At 55.5% G+C, this 20,809-nt stretch carries 24 protein-coding genes and 1 other annotated feature; of the genes, 16 read left to right on the top strand and 8 right to left on the bottom strand.

Annotated features, from left to right (window positions below):
- Positions 1 to 256 precede the first annotated feature (256 nt).
- Together AC3WS9_RS12990 and AC3WS9_RS12985 are read left to right on the top strand one after the other, a co-directional pair.
- Positions 257 to 1,015 carry a DUF481 domain-containing protein gene (locus AC3WS9_RS12990; protein ID WP_282491996.1) on the top strand — a complete coding sequence of 253 codons (759 nt, stop codon included), beginning with the start codon at positions 257 to 259 and terminating at the stop codon, positions 1,013 to 1,015.
- Between the two features lie 264 nt (positions 1,016 to 1,279).
- Positions 1,280 to 1,513 carry a YdgH/BhsA/McbA family protein gene (locus AC3WS9_RS12985; RefSeq protein WP_285154994.1) on the top strand — a complete coding sequence of 78 codons (234 nt, stop codon included), beginning with the start codon at positions 1,280 to 1,282 and terminating at the stop codon, positions 1,511 to 1,513.
- Between the two features lie 120 nt (positions 1,514 to 1,633).
- On the opposite strand, the gene yniD is transcribed toward AC3WS9_RS12985, so the two are convergent.
- Together yniD and yncL are read right to left on the bottom strand one after the other, a co-directional pair.
- Entirely contained in the window at positions 1,634 to 1,744 is a 111-nt protein-coding gene (gene yniD, locus AC3WS9_RS12980; RefSeq protein ID WP_282491995.1) for a small membrane protein YniD, read from the bottom strand.
- Positions 1,745 to 1,811: 67 nt separating this feature from the next.
- Entirely contained in the window at positions 1,812 to 1,904 is a 93-nt protein-coding gene (gene yncL / locus AC3WS9_RS12975; protein WP_282491994.1) for a stress response membrane protein YncL, read from the bottom strand.
- A gap of 314 nt (positions 1,905 to 2,218) precedes the next feature.
- On the opposite strand from yncL, the gene thrS reads away from it, so the two are divergent.
- From thrS to selO, 14 genes are all read left to right on the top strand, one after another.
- On the top strand, positions 2,219 to 4,147 hold the full coding sequence (thrS, locus tag AC3WS9_RS12970) for a threonine--tRNA ligase (protein ID WP_100780477.1): 1,929 nt from the start codon (positions 2,219 to 2,221) through the stop codon (positions 4,145 to 4,147).
- A 3-nt stretch (positions 4,148 to 4,150) separates the two neighbouring features.
- Positions 4,151 to 4,693: a translation initiation factor IF-3 gene (gene infC / locus AC3WS9_RS12965; RefSeq protein WP_071818735.1), complete on the top strand. Its 543-nt coding sequence runs from the start codon at positions 4,151 to 4,153 to the stop codon at positions 4,691 to 4,693.
- Between the two features lie 96 nt (positions 4,694 to 4,789).
- Positions 4,790 to 4,987 carry a 50S ribosomal protein L35 gene (gene rpmI, locus AC3WS9_RS12960; RefSeq protein WP_001124225.1) on the top strand — a complete coding sequence of 66 codons (198 nt, stop codon included), beginning with the start codon at positions 4,790 to 4,792 and terminating at the stop codon, positions 4,985 to 4,987.
- Positions 4,988 to 5,041: 54 nt separating this feature from the next.
- Positions 5,042 to 5,398, top strand: a complete 357-nt coding sequence (gene rplT / locus AC3WS9_RS12955; protein ID WP_012017122.1) for a 50S ribosomal protein L20 — start codon at positions 5,042 to 5,044, stop codon at positions 5,396 to 5,398.
- Positions 5,399 to 5,473: 75 nt separating this feature from the next.
- Positions 5,474 to 5,597 (top strand) — a sequence feature (Phe leader region).
- Entirely contained in the window at positions 5,479 to 5,523 is a 45-nt protein-coding gene (gene pheM, locus AC3WS9_RS12950) for a pheST operon leader peptide PheM (protein WP_001386830.1), read from the top strand. (Overlaps the previous feature by 45 nt.)
- Before the next feature lie 40 nt (positions 5,598 to 5,637).
- On the top strand, positions 5,638 to 6,621 hold the full coding sequence (gene pheS, locus AC3WS9_RS12945) for a phenylalanine--tRNA ligase subunit alpha (RefSeq protein ID WP_282491993.1): 984 nt from the start codon (positions 5,638 to 5,640) through the stop codon (positions 6,619 to 6,621).
- Between the two features lie 15 nt (positions 6,622 to 6,636).
- The gene (gene pheT, locus AC3WS9_RS12940) at positions 6,637 to 9,024 is read left to right on the top strand and encodes a phenylalanine--tRNA ligase subunit beta (protein WP_492488742.1); all 2,388 of its coding nucleotides are present in this window, start codon (positions 6,637 to 6,639) and stop codon (positions 9,022 to 9,024) included.
- A gap of 4 nt (positions 9,025 to 9,028) precedes the next feature.
- Positions 9,029 to 9,328, top strand: coding sequence for an integration host factor subunit alpha (gene ihfA, locus AC3WS9_RS12935; RefSeq protein WP_003857805.1), 300 nt, complete (start codon positions 9,029 to 9,031; stop codon positions 9,326 to 9,328).
- Between the two features lie 101 nt (positions 9,329 to 9,429).
- On the top strand, positions 9,430 to 10,410 hold the full coding sequence (gene btuC, locus AC3WS9_RS12930) for a vitamin B12 ABC transporter permease BtuC (RefSeq protein WP_492488739.1): 981 nt from the start codon (positions 9,430 to 9,432) through the stop codon (positions 10,408 to 10,410).
- 35 nt (positions 10,411 to 10,445) lie between these two features.
- Positions 10,446 to 10,997: a glutathione peroxidase gene (locus AC3WS9_RS12925; RefSeq protein WP_282491989.1), complete on the top strand. Its 552-nt coding sequence runs from the start codon at positions 10,446 to 10,448 to the stop codon at positions 10,995 to 10,997.
- On the top strand, positions 10,997 to 11,752 hold the full coding sequence (gene btuD, locus AC3WS9_RS12920) for a vitamin B12 ABC transporter ATP-binding protein BtuD (RefSeq protein ID WP_492488737.1): 756 nt from the start codon (positions 10,997 to 10,999) through the stop codon (positions 11,750 to 11,752). Before AC3WS9_RS12925 ends, btuD begins: the two co-directional genes overlap by 1 nt.
- Before the next feature lie 74 nt (positions 11,753 to 11,826).
- Positions 11,827 to 12,291 (top strand): C40 family peptidase, encoded by a 465-nt coding sequence (locus tag AC3WS9_RS12915; RefSeq protein ID WP_282491987.1) that lies wholly within the window; start codon positions 11,827 to 11,829, stop codon positions 12,289 to 12,291.
- Positions 12,292 to 12,569: 278 nt separating this feature from the next.
- Positions 12,570 to 13,280, top strand: coding sequence for an EAL domain-containing protein (locus AC3WS9_RS12910; RefSeq protein WP_492488735.1), 711 nt, complete (start codon positions 12,570 to 12,572; stop codon positions 13,278 to 13,280).
- A gap of 64 nt (positions 13,281 to 13,344) precedes the next feature.
- A complete protein-coding gene (gene selO, locus AC3WS9_RS12905; RefSeq protein WP_492488733.1) occupies positions 13,345 to 14,787 on the top strand; it encodes a protein adenylyltransferase SelO in 1,443 nt (480 codons plus the stop codon).
- On the opposite strand, the gene AC3WS9_RS12900 is transcribed toward selO, so the two are convergent.
- From AC3WS9_RS12900 to hemP, 6 genes are all read right to left on the bottom strand, one after another.
- Entirely contained in the window at positions 14,784 to 15,563 is a 780-nt protein-coding gene (locus tag AC3WS9_RS12900) for a heme ABC transporter ATP-binding protein (protein WP_492488731.1), read from the bottom strand. The genes selO and AC3WS9_RS12900 overlap by 4 nt on opposite strands.
- Positions 15,556 to 16,548, bottom strand: coding sequence for a FecCD family ABC transporter permease (locus AC3WS9_RS12895; RefSeq protein ID WP_282491983.1), 993 nt, complete (start codon positions 16,546 to 16,548; stop codon positions 15,556 to 15,558). The genes AC3WS9_RS12900 and AC3WS9_RS12895 overlap by 8 nt, the downstream gene beginning before the upstream one ends.
- Positions 16,548 to 17,369: a heme/hemin ABC transporter substrate-binding protein gene (locus tag AC3WS9_RS12890; RefSeq protein ID WP_492488728.1), complete on the bottom strand. Its 822-nt coding sequence runs from the start codon at positions 17,367 to 17,369 to the stop codon at positions 16,548 to 16,550. Before AC3WS9_RS12890 ends, AC3WS9_RS12895 begins: the two co-directional genes overlap by 1 nt.
- Entirely contained in the window at positions 17,366 to 18,394 is a 1,029-nt protein-coding gene (gene chuS, locus AC3WS9_RS12885; RefSeq protein ID WP_492488726.1) for a hematinate-forming heme oxygenase ChuS, read from the bottom strand. Before chuS ends, AC3WS9_RS12890 begins: the two co-directional genes overlap by 4 nt.
- Positions 18,395 to 18,441: 47 nt before the next feature.
- Entirely contained in the window at positions 18,442 to 20,427 is a 1,986-nt protein-coding gene (locus AC3WS9_RS12880; protein WP_492488724.1) for a TonB-dependent hemoglobin/transferrin/lactoferrin family receptor, read from the bottom strand.
- A gap of 79 nt (positions 20,428 to 20,506) precedes the next feature.
- On the bottom strand, positions 20,507 to 20,695 hold the full coding sequence (gene hemP / locus AC3WS9_RS12875; RefSeq protein WP_282491979.1) for a hemin uptake protein HemP: 189 nt from the start codon (positions 20,693 to 20,695) through the stop codon (positions 20,507 to 20,509).
- Positions 20,696 to 20,809: the final 114 nt, after the last annotated feature.

Raw genomic sequence — 20,809 nt, 5'->3', positions numbered from 1 at the left:
CACAAAAGACGAGAAGGGAAAGTAAATAACAGTATGATTTTAAATATAAATGTTTAGACGCTTTGTGCGTTTTTATTATGAAGGAAATAACGTTTTGAGATCGTTCTTATTCAAAAATTGAAATAAGAAATCATTGCTATGTTATATGAGCCTTTTTATAATTTGTTACCTTTCTAAGGATGCCTTGTCATTGATCCTCAAGAAAGTTTCCGAGACCGTGATGGTCTCTTTTTTTGTTGTACGGACTCCTTTATAAATGAAGCTCTTGAAGACAGTACCTGCCGCAATGATGCTGGCGGGTGGCGTGTTTGCCTCGATGTACGCAGCCGCTGACGATACCGTTTTTACTGTCATGGATGACCCATCCACTGCGCAGAAACCGTTTGAAGGTAACCTTAACGCTGGGTATCTGGCGCAATCAGGTAACACCAAAAGCTCTTCCCTGACCGCAGACACCACCATGACCTGGTACGGCAATACCACTGCCTGGTCCCTGTGGGGTAACGCCAGCAACACCTCATCTAACGACGAGCGCTCCTCTGAGAAGTATGCAGTGGGTGGCCGTAGCCGTTACAACATGACGGATTATGACTATCTTTTCGGCCAGGCAAGCTGGTTAACTGACCGCTACAACGGCTATCGCCAGCGTGACGTGTTTACGGCCGGTTATGGTCGTCAGTTCCTGAATGGTCCGGTCCACAGCTTCCGTTTCGAATTCGGTCCTGGTGTGCGTTATGACGAGTACACCGATGGCGATACCAAAACGCAGCCGCTGGGTTACGCGTCCGGTACTTACGCCTGGCAGTTCACCGATAACGCCAAATTCACCCAGGGTGTTTCCGTATTTGGTGCTGATGACACGACCCTGAACTCTGAGACCGCGCTGAACGTGGCGATCAACGAACACTTTGGTCTGAAAGTCGCTTACAACGTGACCTGGAACTCGGAGCCACCGGCTTCTGCGCCAGAACACACCGACCGCAGAACAACGGTTTCATTAGGCTATAAAATGTAATTCCGGCGGGCCGATATATTCTCGGCCCGTTTTTATATTTTCACAAACTGTGCTATTTAAAATTAAACGGCGTTTTATTTTATTTGTTTTTCTGTTTCTCCATCATTTCTTCATAATTCCCTCTGTACATTAATATTCAGTTTATTTGACACGATTTGATAAATAAATTGACTAGGCAAAAGTGTGATCCAGATCTACACTAACAATACAGGCAATTCATTGCCTCAAGTTGTTCTGCATTAATTCAGATAGAGAAGAATCATTATGAATAAAATCAAAAACGCTGCCGCAGCAATGGTGCTTTCTGCACTGTCATTTGGTGTATTTGCTGCTGATTCAGTGACTCAACCTGCCAGTGATACCACCAACCCAATCGGCATTACCCGTGCTTCTGATGTTGAAGCGGGCTCAAACATCGCGCCGGGCTCCCAGTCTACCGGTCAGTCAATGAATGACGCGTTCGATGTGCATAAACTGGTCGCAGGTGAGTGGTCTTAATTGGGCATTACGCTTAATGGTCATGACCAGTGAAAAAACCGGATAATGATGTACCGGTTTTTCGTTTGATATGTGCTGCGGAATTATTCTGAACAGACGTGAATTAATTACTCACTCAATCTACACGCCCCAGATCATCGCTGCCCAGCGTAATAAAAGCATCGCTCCGCAGATAGCGATTAATACGACCACCATTTTCCAGTGTTTTTGCGCAAAGCGTTTTGATGGCATAAACCGTTCCTTCGTCAGTTGATAAACATGAGTTTATCAAAAACGGTCATATCGCGCACCCTCGGGGTCAGAACCAATGGAACTTCTCCGCCAGAATCATGACCAGCGCCGCTGCGGAAACAATATTCAGGATCACCACTGTTCGACTGGAAACATTCATGTAACGCCCCTTTCGTTGTCAGGACCTGTTCAAGATTAGCTCAGCAAAATGGGATTGCGAGCGTCACCCCTAAAAACTCATGCAAAAGTATGAGAGGCATCAATCTGGTCGCAGAGGGTGCATTCACCCTTTTTTTAGTGTTACCATCGCAGGGCAGAACGTAAATCAGCCTTTGTCTGATTCGTCGCTGTTCCAGACTGCGAGCCAATTTGACGATTGTTGGTCAGATGGTTTCGCAATCTATTGATAAAACACGATTATTTTCTTTGTATATGCTCTTATGTGTGGGGCATCACTGCAAATAAGGATATAAAATGCCTGTAATTACTCTTCCTGATGGCAGCCAACGCCATTACGACCACGCCGTTAGCCCGATGGATGTTGCTCTGGACATTGGTCCTGGACTCGCAAAAGCCACCATCGCCGGCCGTGTCAATGGTGAACTGGTTGACGCCTCCGATCTGATTGAAAACGATGCGCAGCTGTCCATCATTACCGCCAAGAACGATGAAGGTCTTGAGATCATTCGTCACTCTTGTGCGCACCTGTTAGGCCATGCCATCAAACAGCTGTGGCCAAACACCAAAATGGCGATCGGCCCGGTGATCGACAACGGTTTTTACTATGACGTTGACCTTGACCATACCCTGACCCAGGAAGATATCGACGCGCTCGAAAAACGTATGCACGAGCTCGCCGAGACCAACTACGATGTCATCAAGAAAAAAGTCAGCTGGCATGAAGCGCGTGAAACCTTCGTGAAGCGTGGCGAGAACTATAAAGTTTCGATCCTTGATGAGAACATCGCGCATGATGACAAGCCTGGCTTGTATCATCACGAAGAATACGTCGACATGTGCCGTGGACCGCACGTGCCGAACATGCGTTTCTGTCATCACTTCAAACTGATGAAAACCGCAGGCGCCTACTGGCGTGGCGACAGCAACAACAAGATGTTGCAGCGTATTTATGGTACCGCCTGGGCAGATAAAAAAGCCCTGAGCGCCTACCTGCAGCGTCTGGAAGAGGCCGCGAAACGCGACCACCGTAAAATCGGTAAGCAGCTCGACCTGTATCATATGCAGGAAGAGGCACCAGGTATGGTGTTCTGGCATAACGACGGCTGGACTATCTTCCGTGAACTGGAAACTTTCGTGCGCTCCAAGCTGAAAGAGTACCAGTATCAGGAAGTGAAAGGCCCGTTCATGATGGACCGTGTGCTGTGGGAAAAAACCGGCCACTGGGACAACTACAAAGATGCGATGTTCACCACCTCTTCTGAGAACCGTGAATACTGCATCAAGCCAATGAACTGCCCGGGCCACGTTCAGATCTTCAACCAGGGTCTGAAATCTTACCGTGACCTGCCGCTGCGTATGGCGGAGTTTGGTAGCTGCCATCGTAATGAGCCATCAGGCGCACTGCATGGTCTGATGCGTGTTCGTGGCTTTACTCAGGATGATGCGCATATTTTCTGTACTGAAGACCAGGTGCGTGATGAAGTCAACGCCTGTATTCGTATGGTCTACGATATGTATAGCACCTTTGGCTTCGAGAAAATCGTCGTCAAACTCTCAACTCGTCCGGAAAAGCGTATCGGTAGCGACGAGACCTGGGATCGTGCTGAGGCGGATCTGGCAGTTGCGCTGGAAGAGAACAACATCCCGTTTGAATATCAGGTGGGTGAAGGCGCATTCTACGGTCCGAAAATTGAATTTACACTGTATGACTGCCTCGATCGTGCATGGCAGTGCGGAACAGTCCAGCTGGACTTCTCCCTGCCGCAGCGTTTAAGCGCCTCTTATGTTGGCGAAGACAACGAGCGTCAGGTGCCGGTAATGATTCACCGTGCAATTCTTGGGTCTATCGAACGCTTCATCGGCATTCTGACCGAAGAGTTCGCTGGCTTCTTCCCAACCTGGCTTGCGCCAGTGCAGGTCGTGGTCATGAACATCACCGATTCTCAGGCCGATTACGTTAAAGAATTGACGCAGAAACTACAAAATGCGGGCATTCGCGTAAAAGCGGACTTGAGAAATGAGAAGATTGGCTTTAAAATCCGCGAGCACACTTTACGTCGGGTCCCGTACATGTTGGTCTGTGGTGATAAAGAGGTGGAAGCAGGCAAAGTTGCCGTTCGCACCCGCCGTGGTAAAGACCTGGGAAGCCTGGACGTGAGTGAAGTGATTGAGAAGCTGCGACAAGAGATTCGCAGCCGCAGTCTTCAACAACTGGAGGAATAAGGTATTAAAGGCGGAAAACGAGTTCAAACGGCGCGCCCGAATCGTATCAACAGCGAAATTCGCGCGCAAGAAGTTCGCTTAACAGGTCTGGAAGGCGAGCAGCTTGGTATTGTGAGTCTGAGAGAAGCTCTGGAAAAAGCTGAAGAATCCGGAGTAGACTTGGTCGAAATCAGCCCTAACGCCGAGCCGCCAGTTTGTCGTATCATGGATTACGGCAAATTCCTCTATGAAAAGAGCAAGTCTTCTAAGGAACAGAAGAAAAAGCAAAAAGTTATTCAGGTTAAGGAAATTAAATTCCGACCTGGCACCGACGATGGCGATTACCAGGTAAAACTCCGCAGCCTGGTACGCTTTCTGGAAGAGGGTGATAAAGCTAAGATCACGCTGCGTTTCCGCGGTCGTGAGATGGCTCACCAGCAGATCGGTATGGAAGTGCTTAATCGCGTCCGTGACGATCTGAGTGAACTGGCAGTGGTCGAATCCTTCCCATCGAAGATCGAAGGCCGCCAGATGATCATGGTGCTCGCTCCTAAGAAGAAACAGTAAGGCCTTCAAGTAGCAATTCCTGTGGAGCCTACGGGCTTCGCAGGTTTTGTTCGCCTATGTTTCGTTTATTAACAATGCGAAGTGGAAGTTATTAAAATGCCAAAAATTAAGACCGTACGCGGTGCTGCTAAGCGCTTCAAAAAAACCGGTAAAGGTGGTTTTAAGCACAAGCACGCAAACCTGCGTCACATTCTGACTAAAAAAGCTACCAAGCGTAAACGTCACCTGCGTCCGAAAGCCATGGTTTCCAAAGGCGATCTGGGCCTGGTCATCGCGTGCCTGCCGTACGCATAAGTCGTAAACGTTTATTAACCTTTTTTAACTTAGAATAGATACAGGAGAGCACATATGGCTCGCGTAAAACGTGGTGTAGTTGCCCGTGCACGTCACAAGAAAATTTTGAAACAAGCTAAAGGCTACTACGGTGCGCGTTCTCGCGTATACCGCGTTGCCTTCCAGGCTGTTATCAAAGCTGGTCAGTATGCTTACCGTGACCGTCGTCAACGTAAGCGTCAGTTCCGTCAACTGTGGATTGCGCGTATCAACGCAGCAGCACGTCAGAACGGTATTTCTTACAGCAAATTCATCAACGGCCTGAAAAAAGCCTCTGTTGAAATCGACCGTAAGATCCTGGCTGACATCGCAGTATTCGACAAATTAGCGTTCACCGCTCTGGTCGAAAAAGCGAAAGCAGCACTGGCATAAGCCAGTTGAGAGAGGGGGCTTTGCTCCCTCTTTCATTTCCATCCCATCCGGGACGAATGAAAACACAAGGTAACGCAAGCATGAATGCTGCTATTTTCCGCTTCTTCTTTTACTTTAGCACCTGAATTCAGGGGGCTTGCGCGTGAAAGATGAAACGAAAAACAGCGCCAGAAAGCCTCCTGATGGAGGCTTTTTTTGTTTCTACCGCTTATGAATATCGCCACATAACGAGGAAAACCATGTCACATCTCGCAGAGCTGGTTGCCAGTGCAACGGCAGCCATTAACCAGGCCTCAGATGTTGCCGCATTAGACAATGTCCGCGTCGAATATCTGGGCAAGAAAGGGCATCTGACCCTGCAAATGACCACCCTGCGTGAATTGCCGCCAGAAGAGCGCCCGGCAGCGGGTGCGGTGATTAACGAAGCCAAAGAGCAGGTTCAACAGGCACTGAATGCGCGTAAATATGATTTAGAAAGCGCCGCGCTGAATGCCCGTCTGGCCGAAGAGACCATCGACGTCTCTCTGCCAGGTCGTCGTATCGAAAACGGCGGTCTGCACCCGGTCACCCGTACTATTGACCGCATTGAAAGTTTCTTCGGTGAGCTCGGCTTTACCGTGGCGACTGGCCCGGAAATCGAAGATGATTATCACAACTTCGATGCCCTGAACATTCCAGGCCATCATCCGGCACGCGCTGACCACGACACTTTCTGGTTTGATGCGACCCGTCTGCTGCGTACCCAGACCTCTGGCGTGCAGATCCGCACCATGAAAGAACAAGAGCCGCCGATCCGCATTATCGCGCCGGGCCGCGTGTATCGTAACGACTACGACCAGACGCACACCCCGATGTTCCATCAGATGGAAGGCCTGATCGTCGATAAGAACATCAGCTTCACCAACCTGAAAGGCACGCTGCACGACTTCCTGAACAACTTCTTTGAAGAAGATCTGCAGGTTCGTTTCCGTCCGTCCTACTTCCCGTTCACCGAACCTTCTGCAGAAGTGGACGTGATGGGCAAAAACGGCAAATGGCTCGAAGTGCTCGGCTGCGGCATGGTCCATCCAAACGTTCTGCGTAACGTCGGTATCGATCCGGAAGTCTATTCCGGCTTCGCCTTCGGTATGGGCATGGAGCGTCTGACCATGCTGCGCTATGGCGTAACCGATCTGCGCGCATTCTTCGAAAACGATCTGCGTTTCCTCAAACAGTTTAAATAAGGGCAGGACAGAACAATGAAATTCAGTGAACTGTGGTTACGCGAATGGGTGAACACCGCGCTCAACAGCGAAGCGCTCTCTAACCAAATTACCATGGCAGGCCTGGAAGTGGACGGGGTTGAGCCGGTCGCAGGCGCATTCAACGGCGTGGTTGTCGGTGAAGTGGTCGAATGCGGCCAGCACCCGAACGCGGACAAACTGCGCGTCACCAAAGTGAACGTCGGTGGCGATCGCCTGCTGGACATCGTCTGCGGCGCGCCAAACTGCCGCCAGGGCCTGAAAGTGGCTGTGGCAACGGTCGGTGCGGTTCTGCCGGGCGATTTCAAAATTAAAGCGGCGAAACTGCGCGGCGAGCCGTCTGAAGGTATGCTGTGCTCCTTCTCCGAGCTGGGTATTTCCGACGATCACAACGGCATTATCGAACTGCCTGTTGATGCGCCGATTGGTACCGACATCCGCGAATACCTGAAGCTTGATGACAACACCATCGAAATCAGCGTGACGCCAAACCGTGCCGATTGCCTGGGTATCATCGGCGTGGCGCGCGACGTTGCGGTACTGAACCAGACCGAACTGAACGCACCGGAGATTGCACCGGTTGCGGCCACCATCAATGACACGCTGCCAATTTCTGTGGAAGCCGCTGACGCTTGCCCACGCTACCTCGGTCGTGTGGTGAAAGGCATCAACGTCAAAGCGCCAACCCCGCTGTGGATGAAAGAAAAACTGCGACGCTGCGGGATTCGTTCTATCGATGCGGTGGTCGACGTGACCAACTACGTTCTGCTGGAGCTGGGTCAGCCGATGCACGCCTTCGATAAAGATCGTATCGAAGGCGGGATCGTGGTGCGTATGGCGAAAGAGGGCGAAACCCTGGTTCTGCTCGACGGTAGCGAAGCCAAACTGAACGCTGATACGCTGGTCATTGCTGACCATACCAAAGCGCTGGCGATGGGCGGCATCTTCGGTGGTGAGCACTCTGGTGTGAACGACGAGACGCAAAATGTTCTGCTGGAGTGTGCGTTCTTCAGCCCGCTGTCTATTACCGGCCGCGCACGTCGTCATGGCCTGCACACGGATGCCTCTCACCGCTACGAGCGCGGCGTGGATCCAGCTCTGCAGTATAAGGCCATGGAACGCGCCACTCGCCTGCTGATCGACATCTGTGGCGGTGAAGCGGGTCCGGTGATTGATGTGACCAATGAAGCGACGCTGCCTAAGCGTGCGACCATTACTCTGACTCGCGGCAAGCTGGATCGTCTGATCGGCCATCACATTGCCGATGCACAGGTGAGCAATATCCTGCGTCGTCTGGGCTGCGAAGTGACCGAAGGTCAGGACCAGTGGCAGGCCGTTGCGCCAAGCTGGCGTTTCGACATGGAAATCGAAGAAGACCTGGTGGAAGAAGTGGCCCGTGTTTACGGCTACGACAACATTCCTAATGAGCCTGTGCAGGCCGGTCTGGTAATGGGCTCCCACCGCGAAGCCAACCTGTCCCTGAAGCGTGTGAAAACCATGCTCAACGACAAAGGCTATCAGGAAGTGATCACCTACAGCTTCGTGGATCCGAAACTGCAGCAGCTGATCCACCCGGGTCAGGAAGCGCTGATTCTGCCAAGCCCGATCTCCAGCGAAATGTCCGCGATGCGTCTTTCTCTGTGGACTGGCCTGCTCGGTACCATCGTTTACAACCAGAACCGTCAGCAGAGCCGCGTGCGTATCTTCGAAACCGGTCTGCGCTTTGTGCCTGATACCCAGGCAAATCTCGGTATCCGTCAGGATCTGATGCTGGCTGGCGCTATCTGCGGCAACCGCTATGAAGAGCACTGGGATCTGACCAAAAACAGCGTCGATTTCTACGATGTGAAAGGCGATCTGGAGTCTGTTCTCGATCTGACCGGTAAATTGTCTGAAATTGAATTCCGCGCAGAAGCCATCCCAGCCCTGCATCCGGGCCAGAGCGCTGCCATTTATTTACACGGCGAACGCGTTGGTTTCGTTGGCGTTGTTCACCCGGAACTGGAACGTAAACTGGACCTGAACGGCCGCACCATGGTGTTTGAGCTGGAGTGGAACAAGGTCGCAGACCGCGTGGTTCCTCAGGCTCAGGACGTTTCGCGCTTCCCGGCGAACCGTCGCGATATCGCCGTTGTGGTCGCTGAAAATGTGCCCGCAGCAGATATTTTGGCCGAGTGTAAGAAAGTTGGCGTAAATCAGGTAGTTGGCGTAAACTTATTTGACGTGTACCGCGGCAAGGGCGTAGCAGAAGGTTCTAAGAGCCTCGCTATTAGCCTTATCCTTCAGGATACCAGCCGTACACTCGAAGAAGAGGAGATTGCCGCTACCGTTGCCAGATGTGTAGAGGCATTAAAAGAGCGATTCCAGGCATCATTGAGGGATTGAACCTATGGCGCTTACAAAAGCTGAAATGTCAGAATATCTGTTTGATAAGCTTGGGCTTAGCAAACGGGATGCCAAAGAGCTGGTAGAGCTGTTTTTCGAAGAGATCCGTCGTGCTCTGGAAAATGGTGAGCAGGTAAAACTCTCCGGTTTTGGCAATTTTGATTTGCGAGACAAAAACCAACGTCCGGGCCGTAACCCGAAGACGGGGGAAGATATTCCCATTACAGCCCGCCGCGTGGTGACCTTCAGACCCGGCCAGAAGTTAAAAAGCCGTGTCGAAAACGCAACGCCCAAAGCAGAGTAATATGAACTAACCCAAAAAGGCCGCAATCGCGGCCTTTTTTCTTTGCGCGAAGACATACCCACCGTAAAATCAATATCATCGCCCACTTGAAAACAGAACCCATGCTTGAATTTGCCCGTCGACAACACCGCTCCGATCTGCGCTGGTTACTGGTGCTGTTGGCATTACTGACAGCCGTTTTTGCGCTGAGTTTGTGTGCCGGAGAGCAGTGGATCGGGCCAGAGCACTGGGCGAGCGAGCAGGGCAAACTGTTTGTCTGGCAAATCCGCCTGCCGCGCACGGTGGCCGTGGTTTTAGTCGGCGCGGCGCTGGCGCTGTGCGGCACTATCATGCAGGCATTGTTTGAAAATCCGCTGGCGGAGCCGGGGCTGCTCGGCGTCTCCAATGGCGCGGGCGTCGGCCTTATCGCCGCGTTAATGCTGGGCGGCGGAACCCTTTCTGGCTGGAGCATCAGCCTCAGCGCCATCGCTGGCGCACTCCTTATCACCGTCATTTTACTGCGTTTCGCCAGGCGGCATTTGTCGACCAGCCGCCTGCTGCTGGCCGGCGTCGCGCTGGGGATTATCTGCAGCGCGCTGATGACCTGGGCGGTGTACTTCTCCACGTCGTTCGATCTGCGCCAGCTGATGTACTGGATGATGGGCGGTTTTGGCGGCGTGGACTGGCGACAGGGCTGGCTGATGGCGCTCCTGATCCCGGCGATCCTGTGGGCCGCTTTTCAGGCGAAGCCGCTGAACATGCTGGCGCTGGGGGAGATCTCGGCCCGCCAGCTGGGCCTGTCCATCGGCCTGTGGCGTAATGTGCTGGTGGTGGCTATCGGCTGGATGGTAGGCGTCAGCGTCGCCCTGGCCGGTGCTATCGGGTTTATTGGCCTGGTAATCCCCCATATGCTGCGTCTGGCGGGGATCACAAACCATCGCACCTTATTACCCGCCGCCGCTATCGCCGGTGCGGCGACGCTGCTGATTGCCGATATTATTGCCCGTCTGGCCATGAGTGCCGCCGAGCTGCCGATCGGGGTCGTGACCGCAACGCTGGGCGCGCCCGTATTTATCTGGCTACTATTAAAGGCCGGACGTTAGATCCGCCCAACCGCAAGACAATCTAAGGGGACGCTATGCAGTACGATATTCTGAATACCGACGTAACAACCATTGATGGCAAGCAAACCACGCTGGAAGACTACCGCGGCAAAGTGCTGCTGGTGGTTAACGTGGCCTCGAAATGTGGCCTGACGCCGCAGTACGAACAGCTGGAAAACATCCAGAAAGCCTGGGAGAAAGACGGATTGGTGGTCCTCGGATTCCCGTGCAACCAGTTCCTGGGCCAGGAGCCGGGCAGCGAAGACGAGATCAAAACGTTCTGCAGCACAACCTACGGCGTGACTTTCCCGATGTTCAGCAAAATCGACGTCAACGGTGACAACCGCCACCCGCTATATGAAAAACTGGTGGCCGCAGCGCCTACCGCCGTCGCGCCGGAAGGCAGCGGCTTCTACGAGCGTATGGCGAGCAAAGGGCGCGCGCCGCTCTATCCTGACGATATTCTGTGGAACTTCGAAAAATTCCTGATTGGTCGTGATGGTCAGGTGGTGCAGCGTTTCTCTCCGGACATGACCCCGGAAGATCCGATCGTCATGGAGTCCATTAAGCTGGCGCTGGCGAAGTAATGAGTATGCTGTTGCAGCTGGCAGGCGTGGCGGAAAAGGGCAGGCTGGAGCCGGTTAACGCCGAAGTCCGCGCGGGTGAAATTGTGCACCTCGTGGGCCCAAACGGTGCCGGGAAAAGCACGCTGCTGGCGCGGCTGGCCGGAATAACGTCGGGCGAAGGTGAGATTATCCTGCACGGACACTCTTTGCATGAATGGTCGCCCGTCTCGCTGGCCCACCGCCGCAGCTATCTGGTGCAACAGCAAACGCCGCCTTTCGCCATGCCCGTCTGGCACTATCTGGCGCTGCATCAGCATGATAAAAGCCAAACCGCGCTGCTTGACGACGTCACGGCTGCGCTGGGGCTGACTGATAAGCTCTCGCGCAATGTGAATCAGCTCTCCGGCGGAGAATGGCAGCGCGTGCGGCTCGCCGCGGTGATATTGCAAATCCATCCGACTGGGAACCCGCACGGCTGCCTGCTGCTGCTGGACGAGCCGATGAGCAGCCTGGACGTCGCCCAACAGGCGGCTCTCGACAGACTGTTGAGTCAGCTTTCTGGTAAAGGGATTGCCATCGTGATGAGCAGCCATGACCTGAACCATACGCTGCGTCACGCGCATCGCGTGTGGCTACTGGCGCGCGGAAAGCTCCTCGCCAGCGGTCCGCGTGACAGCGTCCTGACGCCACCGCATCTTGCGAAAGCTTACGGTATGCCTTTCCGCCGTCTGGACATAGAAGGGCACAGAATGCTGATTTCTACCGCCCAGGAATAAGCGTTTCTTGCAAGGTAGCGTAATCACAGGCTAAATTACGGAAAGGACAAAAAAAGCAGAGGATTCGTCTGGAAATGCGCTTCTGGTTTCTGATCGTGGGCATGTTATTACTTGCAGGATGCAGCAGCCATCGTGCGCCACCCCCAAATCCGCGGTTATCGGATTCGATTACCGTGATTGCCAACCTGAACGAACAGTTGCAAAACTGGCGCGGGACGCCTTATCGCTATGGCGGTATGAGCCGCGGCGGGGTGGATTGCTCGGGATTCGTATTAATGACGATGCGCGATAAATTCGATCTGCAACTCCCGCGCGACACGCGCACGCAGGCGAAAATTGGCACGGAGATCGATAAAGACGATTTGCTGCCCGGCGACCTGGTATTCTTTAAAACCGGCTCAGGCGAAAGCGGCCTGCACGTTGGCATTTATGATACCGATAACCAGTTTATTCACGCCTCGACCAGTCGCGGTGTCATGAGATCTTCCCTGGATAATGTTTACTGGCGGAAGAACTTTTGGCAGGCCCGACGTATTTAGCCCCCATTTCTGCGATTCCGCGCGGTTTCTTAAGCCGTGCGGATAACTTACTACTGTGTCCGATACATTAAGTAACATTAATTAATTTCTTTAAATCTCTGTTTTCGCTAAAACTGGATATTATCGGATAACCAGGATAAGATTATTTTTAGATTGAGGGATAAATCTTAAAAATAAAAGGAACGAATGAAATTAACTCTATTAAAATCAATAAAGTTGAATTGTTTTAGCTATTGCTCCAGGATGCACGTTATCTTCGTTACCGCGGGGCAGGCGCTATGATAGTCACCCTCAATAAACCCTGGCAATCTGAACTTTTATTACTCCCGGCGCGCAATAACGCAGGGGAGTTACGTGGTTTGGAAATTTTAACTAACTTTGTTGGTGTGGGTGCTGACGTCCGTATTCCCACCGAGCTGGTGGCTCCCCATCTCACCGAAGAAGAAGAGTTAACGCTGTTTAAAGAGAAACTCGAACTGCTGGATTCCTGTAAACTTTTTTTCGTTCAGCATCAGCTTATAGCATGGATAAATATTACCCCTGCGATAGGCGAGTTTCTTTTAAGTAACGGGAATGCCGCTGCAATATTAGATCGTTATCCGTTTCTTGAGTTTACTGTTAATGAGAACTATCCCGGTTTAATTAACGGTAAGGATGATCTCACGCTGGCAAGAATGGCGATCCACTTCCCGATGGTGCTGGCCGATTACGGTGCAGGCGCGGCGTCGAATAAAGCCGTTTTTGACGGGCTGTTTACCCGTGTGGCGCTGGACAAAGGCTTTATCCAGCAGCGCGTCGTGGAGTTCTCCTTCGAGCCCTTTATGCGGGCGATCCTCGCGCAAATCTCGCCTTATTGCCAGTCGGTAATGGTGGCGGGCGTAGACGACGAAGAGGTTCTGCGCCGCATGATGCCGTTTAGTTTCAGCGCCATGCAGGGCAATCTGTGGTCAGCTGTCACCGCCGAGCAGGTCACCACGCTGGTTCAGTGATAACCCTGATATTCGCCCGTGTTTAACCGCGGGTAAACCCTCTACACTACAGGCAGGAGGACTTATGACCCTGTCTTTTACTGCTCACTGGCACGATGAACTGCCAGGATTCTACACCGCACTCAATCCCACGCCGCTGACCAATGCCCGTCTGATTTGGCATAACGCCAGCCTGGCGAACGACTTAGGCGTTCCGCCTGAGCTATTCCAGCCTGAATCCGGCGCAGGCGTCTGGGGCGGTGAAACGCTGCTTCCCGGCATGAAGCCCCTGGCGCAGGTCTACAGCGGCCACCAGTTTGGCGTCTGGGCCGGACAGCTCGGCGACGGGCGCGGCATTCTGTTAGGCGAACAACAGCTCGCCAACGGTCAAACCCTCGACTGGCACCTGAAAGGGGCTGGTTTAACGCCGTATTCCCGCATGGGCGACGGACGCGCGGTGCTGCGCTCGACCATCCGTGAAAGTCTGGCCTCAGAAGCGATGCACGCACTGGGTATCCCGACGACGCGCGCCTTATCCATCGTCACCAGCGACACCCAGATTGCCCGCGAAACCTACGAGCCGGGCGCGATGCTGATGCGTATCGCCCAAAGCCACGTGCGCTTCGGTCATTTCGAGCACTTTTACTATCGCCGCGAGCCGGAAAAAGTCCGCCAGCTGGCCGACTTTGTTATTCGCCACTACTGGCCGCAGTGGGCGGATGACGCGGACAAATACATCCTGTGGTTCCGGGATGTTGTCACCCGCACCGCGTCCCTGATGGCCTGCTGGCAAACCGTCGGTTTCGCCCACGGCGTAATGAACACTGATAACATGTCGATTCTGGGGCTGACCATTGATTACGGTCCTTACGGTTTTCTGGATGACTACCAGCCGGATCTGATCTGCAATCACTCGGATCACCAGGGGCGCTACAGCTTTGAAAATCAGCCTGCGGTTGGCCTGTGGAATCTGCAGCGTCTCGCCCAGTCGCTGTCGCCATTCATTGATGTCGAGGCCCTGAACGATGCACTGGATCTTTATCAGGAAGTTCTGATGCAAGAATACGGCAAGCTGATGCGCCGCAAGCTGGGGCTGACGACGCAAGAGAAGGGCGATAACGATATTCTTAATGGGCTGTTTGCACTGATGGCAAGGGAAGGCAGCGACTACACCCGCACGTTTCGTATGCTTAGCCAGACCGAGCAGCTCAGTACCGCCTCACCGCTGCGCGATGAGTTCATCGACAGGGCGGCATTTGACAGCTGGTTCGTCACTTACCGCGAGCGTTTGCAGCGCGAAGAACTCACTGATGACGCCCGTCAGGCGCAGATGAAAGCCGTTAACCCGGCGATGATTCTGCGCAACTGGCTGGCGCAGCGGGCGATTGAACAGGCCGAGCAGGGGGATTACGCAGAACTGCACCGTCTGCACGAGGCATTGCGCACCCCGTTTGCCGATCGCAGCGATGAGTATGTCAGCCGCCCACCGGACTGGGGCAAGCGGCTGGAAGTGAGCTGTTCAAGCTAAGGGGCAAGAAACACCTGCGGGGCGGCATTCGCCGGATGCTGACCCACCTGCACCTCGGCACCATACCAGCGGGCCAAATCCTCTGCCCGCAGCACGCTTTCCGGCGATCCCTGCGACACAATTTTTCCTTCGTGCAACAACACAATCCGGTCTGCCCACAGGGCGGCCAGATTGAGATCGTGCAGCACCACGCAGACGTGCAGATTCCCCTGGGCGGTTAAGGATTTCATCAGTCGCAGCAGATGCTGCTGATGGTAGAGATCCAGCGCCGACGTTGGTTCATCGAGAAACAGCCAGCCGCGCGGTGCGCCGTCACACCAGAGCTGCGCCAGCGCGCGGGCTAACTGTACGCGCTGCTGTTCACCGCCCGACAGAGCTGCATATTTCCTTCCCGCCAGCGGCAGACAGCCGGTGAGCTGCATCACCTGCTGGATCACCGCCGCTTCCGGCTGCTGAGTCCAGGGCGCGCGACCCATACCGATCACCGCTTCAATCGGCCAGTCGAATCCCAGCTGGGTTTGTTGGCGCATCACCGCACGATGACGGGACAGCGTCTGCGTGCTCCAGGCGTGCAGCGGTTTTCCACCCAGCATGATGTACCCGGAGCCGGGTTTCAGAAAGCCGGTCAGCAAGCGTAATAGCGTTGATTTCCCCGCGCCGTTAGGCCCGATCAGCGCCACCAGCTCGCCCTGTTCCAGCGAAAGCGAGACATCGCGGATCACTGCCTTGTCTGCCGTGCCGTAGGTCAGCGCCAGGGCGCTAAATTGTTCAGCCATGCTGTTCTCCGCGACGGAAAATGAGCCACAGGAACCAGGGCGCGCCGAGCAGGCTGGTCAGCAGCCCGACCGGCATTTCGGCAGGTGCCACCAGGGTCCGCGCGAGGGTATCGGCAATCAGCAGTAGAAATGCGCCTGCCAGCACTGAGCCGGGGATCACCGCGCGGTGATCCGACCCGAGCCACATGCGCATCAGATGTGGCACCACCAGACCGATAAAACCAATCACGCCGCTCACGGCGACCGCCGAAGCGACCAGCAGCGCGCTGCAGAGCAGTAAAATCCGCTGAACGACGCGGACATCGACGCCCAGGTAGTGCGCCTCTTCGTCGCCGAGCTGCAGCAGATTCAGCGCGCCCGCCAGACGCCAGATGATCAGCACCGTCGGGATCATCAGCGAGGTGACGGCCAGCAGCGTGGACCACTGGGCCGATCCCAGACTGCCCATACCCCAGAGCGACAGCTGACGCAGCTGGGCATCATTACTTACCCACGACAGCACTCCGACCGCCGCGCCGCACAGGGCGTTGATGGCAATCCCCACCAGCAGCAGGCGCGACAGAGAACTGTCACGCTGCTGGCTCAGCAGGAAGATCACCAGCGTCGCCGCCAGGGCGCCAAGAAACGCCGCCAGCATCGGGGCGTACAGCATCAGCAGGGCAGGCAGCGTAATGGGCAAGACCACCCACAGCGCCACGGCGCAGGCCGCCCCGCTGCTGATCCCAAGCAGACCAGGGTCGGCGAGCGGATTACGAAACAGCCCCTGCATCACACAGCCTGCCAGCGCCAGCGATCCGCCAATCACCAGCGCCAGCAGCACGCGCGGCAGGCGAATGGTGAACCAGATCTGACGCAGCGCTTCGTCGGTGCCGTTCCACAGCAGATTCACCGGCAGACGCAACGCGCCAAAACCGGTCGCCAGCAGCGTCATTAGCGCCAGGGTTAACGCCAGCATCCACAGAGAGAGCGTGATCCGGCGAGGCATCAGGGCAGTTGCTCCGCTTTGTCGCGCAGCTGCTGAATGGCCTGCGGCGTACGCACGCTAAAACCGAGCAGCGCCATATCGTCAATCTGCAACACCTGCTTATTCATGCCCGCAGGGGTTTGCGCCAGACCTGGCAGCTTCCACAGATTTTCTTCCCCACCCATCGCGTTCACGCCGTCCTGCGAAATCACCACCAGATCGGGCTGGCTGGCAATCACACCTTCCTGCGAAAGCGGCTGGTAGCGGGCAAAGCCCTGCATCGCGTTGTGCAGCCCGGCGGCGCGGATCGCCGCGTCCGCGCCGGTCTGCTGTCCGGCCGCCATGGCGGTCATTCCGCCGTGGTTGAGGATGAACAGCACCCGTTTATTGAGCGGCGTCGACGGCAGTGCCGCCAGCGCTTCACGCACGGATTTGCGCAGGGCGTCGCCTTGCTCTGTGCGATGAGTCGCCCCGGCGATAACGCGGATCTTTTCGTCGATGACGCTGAGATCGTTGCTGCCCGGCACAGTCACCACCTTAACCTTGCTCTGCTCGACCTGTTTTAGCGCCAGCGATGGCTGGGCCTGCGCGCTTGCCAGCACCAGCGTCGGGCGCATCGCCAGAATCCCTTCGGCGTTCAGCTGACGCAGATAGCCGACATCCGGCAGGGCGGTGGCGGGCTTCGGCCACTGGCTGGTGCTGTCGCGCGCGACGAGAGACGACTCCGCACCCAGAGCATAGACAATCTCCGTCACGTCTCCGCCCAGCGAGACAATTTTCTCCTGGCTCGCGGCAAAGGCCGTCAGCGGCAGCGCGACAATCAGGGCAAGCAGTTTTCTCATGCGGCCAGCCCTTTTGGCGTCAGGGCGTCGATCTGCGCGCGCCACTGAGTCTGCTCCGGCTGGCCTTCGGTGCGCTGGCCGTAAAGCTGCGCAATCTGCGTACCGTCGGCGGCAAACAGCTCAAGGCTGGTCACATGCCCATCGGCGGTCGGTTTACGCGTCACCCAGGTCTCGGCGATGGTCTCTTCCAGCAGATGCAGAGTAAAGGTGGGATTGAAGATATTCAGCCAGCCTTTCATCGGCACCAGCTTTTTCACCGCGCCGGTGAAGATCTGCACGCAGCCGCGGTTGCCGACGAAGACCATGATCTCGTTCCCGTCCTGACGCGCGGTTTCCAGCAGTTGCGCCAGGGCGCTGTTGTCCACTTTGCAGGCCAGGTCGTCACCCACCAGGCGGAACGCCTGCTGACGGCTCAGATTGTGGCGCTTCAGCAGGCTGAAGAACTGATGCACGTCGGTCATCGCGCGCCACTCGTTATCCACGGTTTTACCGTCAACGTCAGCGGCGTGAACCACCGCGTCGGCGGCTTTCAGCTCCAGCGGCGGATTGTCGGCAAAGATAAAGCGGGTCAGTACATCGCCCCAGGCGGACAGATCCGTGTTGTCGGTGGTGTAGACCTTCAGCAGCGCATCGCCCTGATGGTCGAAGAACTGAATACTCTGGCGCTCGCCGCGCGCGGTGGCTTCGCTGATGTGGAATACGCTGGCCCACTGGTTCAGGAACAGGCGCAGATCCAGCGCGCCCGGGTTCAGCACCAGCCCGGCGTGGCCGTTCAGGTGTTGATTGGTAAAGGCACCGACCTGCTCATGCACCGCGTATTCGTTGCGGCAGATGCACTTGGTTTCGCCGACCGCTTCCAGCGCGCTCAGGATCTCACGGATCTCCCCGTGCAGACGCCAGGCGTCATGGCCCACGCGCGCGGAGGTCAGTTCGGCTTCGCTGATCGCCATCATCGCGGCGATGTCACGTGCGTATTTGCCAGGGTTTTGTTCTTTTAGCTCAATCCAGCGTGTGTAGTGATTCATTGTCTCTTCCTTCCAGATAAGCGCCCCGGCGAGCCGGGGCAAGGTGATTACCACTGATAACTGACGAAAATCTTGCCGTTGCGGCCATCCTGCGGGATGCCCTGCGGGGACCAGTACTCTTTGTCGAAGGCGTTGCCGAGCACCAGAGTGGTGGTGACGCCTTTCAATTGCTCCTGACCCTGATAGCTGACGTAGAAGTCATTGACCGCGTAGCCCGGCTGCTTGCTGTAGCTGCTGCTGATGTGGGTCGAACGATCGACGAAGGTGCCGATCCAGCCCACGGAGAAGCCGCTTTGCGCCACCGGAACGTTCAGTTTGCTGGTGACGGTGTCCGGGTTGATGCTGGAGATGTACTCCCCGGTGTCCGTGTCTTTTCCGCGGGTGCGGTTGTAGGCCATATCCAGGCTGAACAGGTCAGCGGAGTATTTCGCCATCACGTCCCAGCCCCAAATTTTGGCGTTGGGTACGTTATAGGACATGGTGGTCGCCGCCGCAAAGTCGACGGTGGTGGAGATGTAATCTTTCGCTTTGGTGTCGAAGTAGCTGGCTTTGAACTCCAGTTCATCGTTGGCAAGCATCAGATCGTCGAAGCGCAGACCGAAGCCATACTCCTGCGTTTCGTTGGTTTCCGGTCGCAGATTCGGGTTTGGCACCCAGTAGTTGGTGTAGAAATTGCCGATGGAGAAGTGTTTGGAATCGTTATACATCTCGCCCATCGTCGGCGCGCGGAACGCCTGCGCGTAGGAGCCGAACAGCATCAGCCAGTCGGCTGGCGTCACGGTCAGGCCCGCGCGAGAAGACCATTTGTCCGCATCCACATCTTCGTACCCGTCGCTGCTGCCACGGTAGTTGTCATAGCGCGTCCCGCCCAGCAGGGTAACCGGCAGATCGCGCAGGGTGATTTCGTCCTGCAGCCAGCCGGAGCTGAAATCGATTTTCGCGTCCGGGAAACCGGTGGTCGAGCCGCCTGGATTCTGCTCCTGACGATAATATTCCCCGCCGTAGGTCAGCAGGTGAGAAGCGAAGGAGTCGGTGAACAGGCGCGTGCGGTTCTCGACTTTCCCGCCTTTGGTGGTCTGCTTGCGGAACTCGGCGGTGCGGTCGATGTTCTGGGCGTTAATCCGCGCTTCGGACCAGTACAGCTTAGTGCTGGCATTCAGCCAGTCGTTGCCTTCTGGCGCAACGTTGTAAGTGAGCTGGGCATCGCGCTGGATGGTAGAGCGATCCGTCATCGGGTTGCTGCTGTCACTCGCCTCAATGGTCTGCGGGTTTTTCGGCTCCTGCGCAGCGTTGTTGTAATAGCGCAGGGAACCGCCCAGGGTCTGGGCGCTGTCGATTTTCCAGCTGCCTTTCGCCAGCATGTTGTTGATGGATTCGTCGTTCGGCGCGGTGGTGCCATCGCTCTGTCGTAAATCCCCGCGATCGCGGCTGGACCAGGCGACCAGGCCATCAAGCGTATCCGTACGACCAAAGGCGCTGGCCCCCATGCCAATGCTGTGATCGCCCGTCGCGCCGGTACCGAAGACGCGGAAGCCGCTGTTTTTCCCGGCATCGAGCAGATCTTTCGCATCCACCGTGTCATAAGAGATCACCCCGCCCAGCGCGCCGCTGCCGTACAGCAGGGCAGACGGGCCGCGCACCACTTCGATACGTTTGATCAGCGCCGGATCGAGGAAGGTGCTGTTCAGGTGGCCGGTGTCGGTGCCCTGGCGAACGCCGTCCACCAGCACCAGCACGCCGCGGCGATCGTAACCGCGCAGATTCACGTCCTGACCGTTGGTGCGCCCGGTGCCGTCCAGGGTAATGCCCGGCACGTTGCGCAGCAGATCGGCGGCAGAGCTGGCGGTCTGTTTGTCAGGGGAGGTCGCGTCGATCACGCTGACCATCATCGGCGCTTCAAAGGCGCTGCGGGCATTACCCGTGGCGGTGACGGTCATCTCTTCTGAGGCGGCAAACGCAGCGCCCGGAAGGGCACTGACCACGGCCAGCGCCAGCAGCGATGGGCGCAAAGACGCGGAATACAGGTATGGCATAGCAACTCTCCATTTGGAAATCGAAAGCGCTGGCTGCCTGGGGATCACCTGGGTGGCTGGCGAAATTTATGGGTTTTGTTTATTTAGTGAGAATCAGTTTTCCGGCATGGGTCTGGCGCAGCAGATACAGCTGGCCGTCATGCTCAATGATGACCCGCCCCTCATCGCCCAGCAGCGTTTTGCTGTCAATGCGACGTTCAATGGGAGCAGGTTTTGGCTGTGTGCGGTCTTGTTCGAGCGTTGCCGTGCTGTTATTGATGCGTGACATAGTGTTTAAAAATAACAATCAATGTAACAATGATAATCATTATCAACAAAGTGAAATTTTACGGCAAGCGTTTTTGTGAAAAATTTGTGACGGGATCAATTTCCGTGATTTTTC

It is taken from the genome of Lelliottia sp. EB106-05-01-XG201, assembly GCF_058791735.1.
The sequence above is the reverse complement of the archived record's forward strand: the minus strand, read 5'-3'. Positions and strand labels throughout refer to the sequence as shown.